The sequence below is a fragment of the Nostoc sp. NOS(2021) genome (assembly GCF_017115025.1).
In the GTDB taxonomy this organism is placed as follows: Bacteria; Cyanobacteriota; Cyanobacteriia; order Cyanobacteriales; family Nostocaceae; genus Nostoc.
The window spans coordinates 21,286-31,057 of sequence record NZ_JABXKM010000148.1 but is presented as its reverse complement, the minus strand read 5'-3'; the positions used below and the strand labels follow the sequence as shown (position 1 = coordinate 31,057).

The following is a 9,772-nucleotide window of genomic DNA, read 5'->3' as shown; positions in this document are numbered from 1 at the left end:
CACGCACGGTTTTGAAGACCAACGTGGTTGGTGACAACCTCGTTGAGTTTAATAGATCAGCATGGACAAGATCCAACAGTAGCAGCATCTAGGGCGGTACGGAATGCGATCGCTCATAATGCTTTACCTGGTGTTTGGGAAGTTGCTGGCTTGAGTCACCCCAATGAAATGATTATAGAGGTTCAAGTAGCAGTGCCATATCCCGAACAAGTCAGAGAAGAAGAGGTACTAGCTGTACTACCATTTGGTCGGAAAACCCTCACCGTAGAATCTGGGGGGATGGTAGTTCAAGGGCGGGCTATTCCCGAACTCAACGATAAAAATGACGAAATGTTGATTGCGATCGCTGCTGTTACAGTTCTGGTTGAAAATGAGTAGCTGAAGTTGATACCAATTACCTCTGTCACTAGTGCAAACTTAAACTTTCAGCTAGTTTTTAACTATATTTTGTATTTTCCAAGTTTTGCAGAAAATCGTGACTTTAAGAAAAAAATCGTGACTTTAAGAAAAAAATCGTGACTTTAAGAAAAAAATCACGACTTTAAGAAAAAAATCACGACTTTAAGGAAAAAATCACGATTTTAAGGAAAAAATCACGATTTTAAGGAAAAAGTCGTGATTTTAAGGAAAAAATTGTGACTTTAACAGAAAAATTGTGATTTTAAGGAAAAAATCCTGATTTTAATACCGATAGCTTCTGCGTTCGGGGTGGCACTTACTAATGCGATGATAATTATTTTGGAAGTGTTTTGGTTGCAAGATTAGCAGCTAGAATAGTTAGTTGGCTATGTAGGGTGTATTTCCAAAATTAAATATGATTCCTATATCTCTGGGACTAAGAATTTAGAACTTACGCACTTTACAGATTGACCATCATGTGAATGGTAGGCTTTTTAAGCTAAAAGTCTTGCCCTGCCTCGTTCCTGGGCTGCCGCCTGGGAATGCGATCAACTAGGCTCTGCCTCCCGTCAAACCAGGAGGCAGAGCCGGACACAAGAGCATTACAAGGCTAGAGCCTTGTAACGAGACGTAATTCACAGTTAGTTGTCTCTGTCAATGCGTAAGTCCTAGAATTTGCTAATCCAAAGGTATAAAATCAGAGAAACCTGGAGAAAACCATGTCATTAGAAACAGAGACACTACAGGCGACACCACCAACCTCTACCTTTGAAACACCAGAGGAGAAGCAAGAATTTAACTGGAGGCAATGCTGGTATCCCGTTATCTTCGTACAAGACTTGCCTGCCAACCGCCCTTATAGCTTTTCGTTGTACGATGAACCCTTGGTTTTGTTCAAAGACCAAAATGGACAATTTATCTGTTTGACAGATCGTTGTCCTCACCGTACAGCCAAACTTTCCGAAGGACAAATTATTGACGGCAAAATTGAGTGCTTATATCACGGTTGGCAGTTTGGCAGTGATGGTCAATGTTTGCACATTCCCCAATTACAAGCAGATGCGAAAATTCCAGTCAATGCTTGCGTGCCATCTTTTAAGGTTGTGGAACGCCAAGGTATGATTTGGGTGTGGGCTGGCGAAAAAGAAACTGCTATTGATGAAATTATCCCAATTCTGCCAGATTTAGACAAGCCAGGATTCGTGTGTGCAGACTTTATATTGGATCTGCCTTATGACCAAACATATCTAGTCGAGAATGTCATAGATCCTGCTCATGTTGCTATTAGCCATGATGGCACTAGGGGTGGAGGTAATCGGAAAAATGCCCAACCGCTAGAAATGGAACTGCTAGAGAGTTCGGTTCAGGGAATCCGAGGCAGGTGGCGGGGAACTAACAAATCAAATGAAGCCTGGAAGTATATTGATTTTGTTAGTCCAAGTCTTGTGCTGAATACTGCTTATATTGAAGAACGAGGTTGGACATTTGGACTAGCTTTGTATTCGATTCCTTTAGGCAAAGGGCGATGCCGTCTTTTAGCTAGAGGTTATCGTAATTTCATGACTTGGGGAGTCAAGCTGAGACCCCGCTGGCTTGATCACTTAAATACGAACAAAATATTGGAGCAGGATTTGCCCCTGATTGCGGGACAACAGTCAGAAATTGAACGCTTGGAAACAAGTCTCAAAGAACTATATTTGCCATTGAAAACATCTGACACATTAGTGATTGAGTACCGCAAGTGGCTAGATAAATTTGGGTCATCTTTGCCTTTTTATCAAGGTTATTCCACATGGAAAAATGTTGAGAATGCCGAGTTGAATCCCAAGCCAATTTTGCTAGACAGATTCTCGCGACACATACTTATTTGTAATTCCTGCAATCGAGCTTATCAAGTTACAAATAGGGTCAAACAAAGTTGTATAGGGGTAGCGATCGCTCTAGCTGCTGTAGCAATACTTACAGATGATTCTAGAATCAAAATAGCAGCGATATCGGTTTCTATGCTAGCAGTTGTAATGTCCGCTATGGCACATACGCTCAAAACTAACTTTGAGCGTTCTTACACTCGTCACTAAAATAGGAACTGGGGATTGGGGATTGGAGGCTGGAATCAGAATTATTCCCCACGCTTAATCCCTAATCCATAATTTTAGTGATGATCAAGTTAGCCGCTCTACGCTAAAGTAAAAATATTGGGATAAAAATCTCTGGCAGTAAGTTCAATACACCACTAATCTTTACCACTGCGGCGATCATGTCTCAAGAGTATAACGAATCACTCCAAATTCAGGAGATCACCAAACTTAAACCGAAACACTTTGCTGATTTAGTCAGATCAGCACAATTGATTTTCGACCCCACAGCTGGAGTTTCGGGAAAAAATATCAAAGTTGACTGGGAAGAATTTGGAATTCCCCATGATGTAGCAGAGAATCTCAAATCACTTGGTCAGCAATACCAATATGCATCTCCTCACATCCCTGTTGAAGTCATTTGGAGTAAATTAACTCCAAAGACTCGTATTTGGTTCGTTGAGAATAAAGATAGGTTGTGGCAGCTTGAAGAAGCTTTCCCAGCCCTTGACGAAGATTAAACGGCTAAACCATTGAAAGGAATACAAATTATTTGTCGGGGCACAATTGCGGTTGTGCCCCTATCCTCTCTCTATAGGCATTTTTGTTTGAATGCAACACGCGGTAAATTTAGACTTAGTTATAGCAACGGACAAGAAAGTTAGGACATTAACTGATGATAAAACCTATATACAAACAGACTTTCAACCCAGTCCCCAGTAAAGAGTCCCCAGTCCCCTGCTATATCTAGGGCGATCGCATTAGCTTGAGTACATCAGTTAAATTAATAAAAAAGCTTGTATAGATGAATCAAAGTGTAAGTGTTGCTGCCAACCTGGAAGAACACACTCATGAAAATCCTGTTGTTACCAAACAACAGCTATTTGCCAAGCAACTAATTGTCCTTGTCTGGGAAATGCTTCTAGCATTACCTCTGGGTTTACTCCTGGCAAAGTTCCAAATTGGTAGGATTGCCTGGATATTTGGCGGGATTGCCGCTGGTACAGTAGTTCTTCAAGGATGTCGAATTTTTTATCAATATTCCCCCCAACCTAACCGCACTGCTAGAAAAGTCGGAATGGCACTTGTAGGTTTAACTGTCGGCGCTTCCAATGCCCACGCTAATCTAGCTAGTGTTGCTTCTAATATTCCTATTTTTATTTTTCTCACCTTGTTTATGCTGCTGAGTGGAAGCTGTATCGGCTACATTTACTCCCGCATCAGCAAAACTAACTTAATGACAGCAATGCTGGCGACAGTTCCCGGTGGTGTAGGAATTATGGCAGCGATCGCCGCCGATTACAATAAAAATGTGAGCTTGGTTGCCCTAGTTCAGGCGATTCGCGTCACCTCAGTAGTTGTTCTAATTCCCTTCATCGCTAGGACATCAGTTGGTAATTACTCTCCCCAAACACTCCCAATCAACGGTGCTTGGCTAAATCTCGATCCATCTCAACTAGGATTACTCTTGTTAGTACTGCTAATCACTGGATTAGTAGTTTATCCAGCTATATTATTTAAAATTCCCGCTGGCGATTTCTTTGGTGCATTGTTGATTGGTATCGGGTTTAATCCTTTACTACATTGGCTACCTTTTGTGGGTGATATTAGCTTTAGTCCGCCGCCAATAATAAACTTATTGGGTCAAATGCTCCTGGGAATTACTATTGGTGAATATTGGGGAGACAAACCCAACTTTAAAAAGCGGACTGTCGGCTATGCCTTGATGTCTGTGGCGATGACTCTTGCAGCCGGAGCGATCGTTGCTATACTTGCGATGCAATTAACCTCTTGGGATTGGTTAACCTGTCTCTTAGTCACAGCACCAGGAGGATCAGCAGAAATGATCTTGGTTTCCCTGGCATTAAATCATAATGTTGAAATTGTTACAACTGGTCATTTAGTGCGACTAATTGCGATTAATAGTTCCCTACCACTTTGGGTGTTTTTGTTTCGCCGTTTGGATGAGCAACTTTCTGAACCAGTTTAATGGATGAAGGAATTGGGCATTGGGCATTGGGCATTGGGCAAAGAGTAGGGTTTTTATGCTTGTTCACAAGTAAGTTGAAAAACATCTAAATTGCATAATCAAATTAAATCAAAAACTCATTAATGAGTATCAAAGACTTTAGGACGAATGGCACTAAAGCTTGTGTCGCCTCGTCGCCTCGTTCCCAGTCTTAAGACTGGGAATGTATTACCAGAGGCTCTGCCTCTCGTAAAGCCCTTGGATGCTCCGCCTCCCAAGATGGGTTCCCAGCCTTGACGCTGGGAACCCGTCAGGGCAAGGGTTATATCTTAACTTAGTGCCATTCGACTCTAGGACTAGCCCTTTCAAGGTGACAAACGAAGATACGTTGTTTCAGTGCTATTATCCTGAGTTCTCTGCTCAGATTTTGGGCTTTTTGAAGGTTGAAATAACCAATCTTGGTTCCGAATTTCACCACCTTGAAAGAGCTAACTCTACGACTTATGCATTGACAGAATAACAAAATAGTGGATTGATCAACATGGGTCGTCTACAAATAGGTGTCGGACAATCAGAGAAATTACTCGTGTGTTTGCACCTGTTTCGGACGACTCTATCAAACTCAACCACCACAACACTTATAACCATGAAAAAACTAGAAGGAAAAATCGCAGTCGTTACGGGTGCATCCAAAGGCATTGGTGCCGCGATCGCCAAACATCTGGCAGCCGAAGGGGCATCTGTGGTCGTCAACTACGCCTCTAGCAAAGAAGGAGCCGATCGTGTAGTTGATGAGATTGTCAGCGATGGCGGGAAGGCGATCGCGGTTCAGGCAAATGTTGCCCAAAAAGCAGAGATCGAACGTCTGTTTGAAAAGACACAGCAAGTATTCGGTAAGCTCGATATCCTGGTCAACAATGCTGGCATCTATGAAAATTTCCCACTCGAAGACATCACGGAGGAGCATTTCCACAAGCAGTTTGATCTGAATGTGCTGGGATTAATCCTTACCTCACAACAAGGAGCAAAGCATTTCGGCGCGACGGGCGGCAGCATTATCAATATCAGTTCGGTTGTCAGCACCCTCACACCTCCAAATAGCTCGGTCTATAGCGCTACTAAAGCGGCGGTCGATGCCGTCACGAAGTCGCTAGCCAAAGAACTGGGTTCACGCAACATCCGCGTCAACTCCATCAATCCTGGCATGATAGAAACGGAGGGTACGCACACAGCAGGAATGATCGAGAGCGATTTCCGCAAACAGATTGAAGCGCAAACCCCGCTGGGTCGCATCGGACAGCCGCAGGACATCGCACCTGTCGCCGTTTTCCTCGCGTCCTCTGATTCAGCCTGGATCACTGGCGAAGCACTGTACGTCACAGGTGGTCTTCGTTGATTGCTATCAGAAACTGTTTCTGTCACCTTCAGATTTGCAGCCGTCCTGGGTGAATTCTCAGGGTAAAGCAAGGGATTGGCAGGGTGGTTTCATACAAGCAGAGAAAAACCAAAACTGGGTTTCAAAGCCTCTCCCCCACGGGGGGAGAGGAATGGAAGCGGGGTAAAAATCTATGCTACAAAACAAGAAATCAAGACTTATGTATTTTTCTTTTTTCGTATGAAACCACACTGGGGTAAAGCAAGGGATTGGGGGGATCTTCCGGGGCAAAATATCACTAACACCAAGCGTATTGGGGTAGAAGGGAGATAAAACTCCCTAACTCCTAAAGATGCAACTTAAATACTGATCGCTTATTCTTTTGTTATCCAAATACTAAGGATGCTTGAGATGGTTGCCCAAATCCAAGAACTTGAAGCCCAGCACTGGGTTAAAACTCGTTCTTCCCTCGACCCTAGCGAATCTACTTTCCTGATTTGGAAAGGTAAAATTTACGCCTTTATCCCCGGTGAGAAAAGACAACTCCTGTTTAAGATGCTGGGATTGAGCGTTAGCCGATGTATTCCCACAGCAGAAGGTAGCTGGGATTTTACTTCTAGGGAACTGACTTACTATCTCAACCCAAAAACAGATGAGGTTTTGTCCAAATGGGAGAATCCTTGGACAGGCGAGACAGTTCCGGTGATTCACGTTGCCAATAATCCTGTGCAGGGAACGTTTGAGGGAAATTTCCCCGCCCAAGTAGATGGTGACAGCACAACCTTCGTTTTTGATATATTTCCCTATTACCCCAATCCCTTAGCAAATGATTCCAAATTTGCCGAATATAGCCCAAATCCAATTTATCAGGCAGCCGAATTGTTTAAATTAACAGTGCCAACCGCAGATTTATTCAACCCAGCACTTAAATCAGTTTCTGAACTCAAACTGAGTTGGGATAGAATTGGTCAATGGCTTCCCTGGATGAAAATGAGCGATCGCCCCGGTCAACTGATCTACAGTGCTATTGGCAGCAAAATCAATGGTTTAACAGAACTGCCCCCACTGCTGCAAGACGAAATTAATAACCGTATTCCTCTATATAAACAAGCCCCAAAAGCATTGATAGATGGGGAAGATATGACTTCCTGGTTATACTTCCAAAAACACTTTGAGGCTTACTTGGCTGGTGAAATCTTCCCGCTTCCCCAAGCAGAAGAGTGAGGAGTGAGGAGTCAATACGGTTCGGTTAAGCTCAAAAAATAAAAATGTGTAGGTTGTGGTTGAGGAACGAAACCCAACAGGTTGCAGGGTTTGTTGGTTTTTACTTCCCTACAGGACGCTACGCGAACGTTTAACCCAACCTACTATATATATAAACAAACGTGAGTTCGAGAAACCTTTCTCTGCTTTGAACTTTTGTTCAAGTCTGTTCCTCTCCGCATAGAAGAGGGACAGGTTTTGCGTAGTAAAACCAGGGAGAGGTCTTTTTATTAGGCTGATTAGACTCTTTTAGCAGATACTGAAACTCAATTTTCATTCTTCTCCCCTCAACTTTCGCTTTCGGTCAATGAACTCCCAAGTGGCTTCGAGGAACTCTCCATTGGGCAAAATAATACCAACGCCAATGAAATCGCCCAGTTCAAGCTCCCCGATAGCCCCAGTCAAATCAACGTCAAACAGCCCTCCGACATCAAGCATGTTCCAAGTGGCCCCTTCCAAGTTGACGTTTCTCATATTGCAGTGCTGGAACTCGGCATTACTCATTTCGGCACCTCGGAAAGTAGCCCCTTCCAGATCAACGGAGACAAGGTAAGTTTCTTGCAAAAAAGCACCATCCAAATTGACTCCTCTCCAGTTGGCCTCATTAGAAACAACATAAGTCAAATCAGTTTTGGACAAGTTAGCCCCTTCCAAGTTAACTCGGTCAAGTCGAGCATGTCTCAATTTGGCTTCGGACAAATTAGCCCTACTGAGGTTAGCCTCACTCAAATAAACTTCATTCAAGTTAACTCCAGGCAAATTAATTCCACTCAAATCCATCCGCTCCAGGTTAACCCTTCTAAAATCTCTCTCCCCAGCAGCATACTGTTGAAGCAATTCCTCGACAGTTATTCTCATACCTCAACTCCTGTCTCCTTCAATCAAATTTCGCCTCTTAACCTGAACAATCAAATAGATGTAAACCTAAGCGTTGGGAAAGTTCTTCACACACCTTTACCCCCCGCACACTATTACCACGCACATCCAGCAGGGGCGAAAAAACTCCAATGCCCATCTTATTGGGTACAACAGCGATAATCCCGCCACAAATTCCGCTTTTCGCCGGAATCCCAATTTTATAAGCCCATTCACCTGCAAAGTTGTACATTCCACAGGTATACATCACACTCAAAATATCTTTGATGTAACGCTTATCTACCGCCCGTTCTTTTGTAATCGGGTTAATACCTCTGTTAGCAAGAGTAGCCGCCATCACCGCTAAATCCTGGCAATTCACCATCACAGCACACTGCTGAAAATAAAGATCCAGCGACTCTTCAATATTCCGGTCAATCATGCCAAAGTTAAGCATCAGATGCGCCATTGCGCGGTTGCGATGCCCTGTACTCCGTTCTGAGGTAAAAACTGAAATGTCAACGAACACGTCGCGGCCAATATATCGCTGGAACATATCCAGCATTCGGTTGAGGCGTTCGGTGGGGCCGGAACCTTTAATTAAACTGGTGGTTGCGATCGCACCTGCATTTACCATTGGATTATAAGGTCGCTTCGATTGCTCATCCAAAATAATCGCGTTGAATGCATCCCCCGTCGGTTCCACGCCAACTCTAGTTAAAACGTAATCCAGTCCATGATCTTCTAAGGCAAGTCCATAAGCAAACACCTTGGAAATTGACTGAATGGTAAACATCTGCTCCCAGTCCCCAACTTTGTAAACCTGACCATCTACTGTCACAATGCAAATGCTGAACAAGTCCGGGTTTACCTTTGCCAGTTCGGGAATGTATTTCGCTACTGCACCCTCCCGCACTGACTTGTACTGCGAATGCAACTCGTTGAGAAAAGCTAATAATGGCGATGGATTTATTTCTAAATCTCCTTGATGTGCTTGGTTTGTCATCAGGCTGATAGCATTTCCCGAAATACCCACTATATATAATAGGGGTCTACAGATGCACATCCCTACAGTTGCAAAGATTTTGCAAAAGACAGCTTGCTCTAAAAAATCATCTTTGAGCAATTACTTAGGGTAAAAAATAGCGGAGGTGTTTTTTAATACATTTATATTTTTATCTCCAAGCGATCGCGAAGATTTGCTAATTTTTTCATCATTAATCACAAAAAATATTAAGTTGGGTATTGTTCTTTATTTTATACTCAGTAACACTGTTGTGGTAAGTTACATATATCACTCTTTTCAGTCTAGTCATGGAGAATAAAGGTCATGATTAATCTAAGTAGAAAAAACTTTGAAAAAAGATTTTAAACTCAAACTAATTTGCATAATTATCTCAGATGTAACTCATATCACGACTTATTCATAGGGAAATCTAAATATTTAATTAAATAAGTGATTTTAAGTATTTATGCCGATGCCATTTAATTAAAGTTATATTATCTTTTTAGAGAAAATAGCCACAATAGATGTTATCTAGAATACACGAGTAGTTGCGGGCCTTTAGAACTGATGTCAATAGGGTATCGTCACATTGGTGTGCAATCAGCGTAAAGTTTTTTTAAGAAATTTTTGACTTGCCGAAAAAAGCGTTACATAGCCAAAGTCCGCATTTGAGAAAGGTTTCGCCCTTAAAATTGGAATTAGAATTTGATCAGGTGGCCTAAAATTACGCTAAAACCCTGATCCCCAAGCCAAAAGGTTCATGTTAGTCTGTTGCAGTTATAAATAACAAAGTGAACGCGGAACGAGTTCGAGTTTTTCAGGAGGGAAAT

Annotated in this window: 8 protein-coding genes; 6 read left to right on the top strand and 2 right to left on the bottom strand. The window is 42.6% G+C overall.

Going from position 1 to position 9,772, the window contains the following annotated elements; translation table 11 throughout:
- Positions 1 to 27: 27 nt before the first annotated feature.
- The 6 genes from HWQ41_RS19510 (at position 28) to HWQ41_RS19485 (ending at position 7,042) form a co-directional block, all read left to right on the top strand.
- Entirely contained in the window at positions 28 to 378 is a 351-nt protein-coding gene (locus tag HWQ41_RS19510) for a Lin0512 family protein (RefSeq protein ID WP_292766259.1), read from the top strand.
- A 740-nt stretch (positions 379 to 1,118) separates the two neighbouring features.
- Positions 1,119 to 2,477, top strand: coding sequence for a Rieske 2Fe-2S domain-containing protein (locus tag HWQ41_RS19505; RefSeq protein ID WP_292766257.1), 1,359 nt, complete (start codon positions 1,119 to 1,121; stop codon positions 2,475 to 2,477).
- A gap of 179 nt (positions 2,478 to 2,656) precedes the next feature.
- Positions 2,657 to 2,995 carry a hypothetical protein gene (locus HWQ41_RS19500; RefSeq protein WP_292766255.1) on the top strand — a complete coding sequence of 113 codons (339 nt, stop codon included), beginning with the start codon at positions 2,657 to 2,659 and terminating at the stop codon, positions 2,993 to 2,995.
- A gap of 284 nt (positions 2,996 to 3,279) precedes the next feature.
- On the top strand, positions 3,280 to 4,464 hold the full coding sequence (locus HWQ41_RS19495) for an AbrB family transcriptional regulator (protein WP_292766253.1): 1,185 nt from the start codon (positions 3,280 to 3,282) through the stop codon (positions 4,462 to 4,464).
- Positions 4,465 to 5,089: 625 nt separating this feature from the next.
- Positions 5,090 to 5,839, top strand: a complete 750-nt coding sequence (locus tag HWQ41_RS19490) for a glucose 1-dehydrogenase (protein WP_292766251.1) — start codon at positions 5,090 to 5,092, stop codon at positions 5,837 to 5,839.
- Positions 5,840 to 6,229: 390 nt separating this feature from the next.
- The gene (locus tag HWQ41_RS19485) at positions 6,230 to 7,042 is read left to right on the top strand and encodes a DUF1838 domain-containing protein (RefSeq protein WP_292766249.1); all 813 of its coding nucleotides are present in this window, start codon (positions 6,230 to 6,232) and stop codon (positions 7,040 to 7,042) included.
- 312 nt (positions 7,043 to 7,354) lie between these two features.
- Here the strand turns inward: HWQ41_RS19485 and HWQ41_RS19480 are convergent, their stop codons facing one another.
- Entirely contained in the window at positions 7,355 to 7,939 is a 585-nt protein-coding gene (locus HWQ41_RS19480; RefSeq protein ID WP_292766246.1) for a pentapeptide repeat-containing protein, read from the bottom strand.
- Between the two features lie 37 nt (positions 7,940 to 7,976).
- Complete coding sequence (glsA, locus tag HWQ41_RS19475) at positions 7,977 to 8,942, bottom strand: glutaminase A (RefSeq protein WP_292766244.1); 966 nt, start codon at positions 8,940 to 8,942, stop codon at positions 7,977 to 7,979.
- Between the last annotated feature and the right edge of the window lie 830 nt (positions 8,943 to 9,772).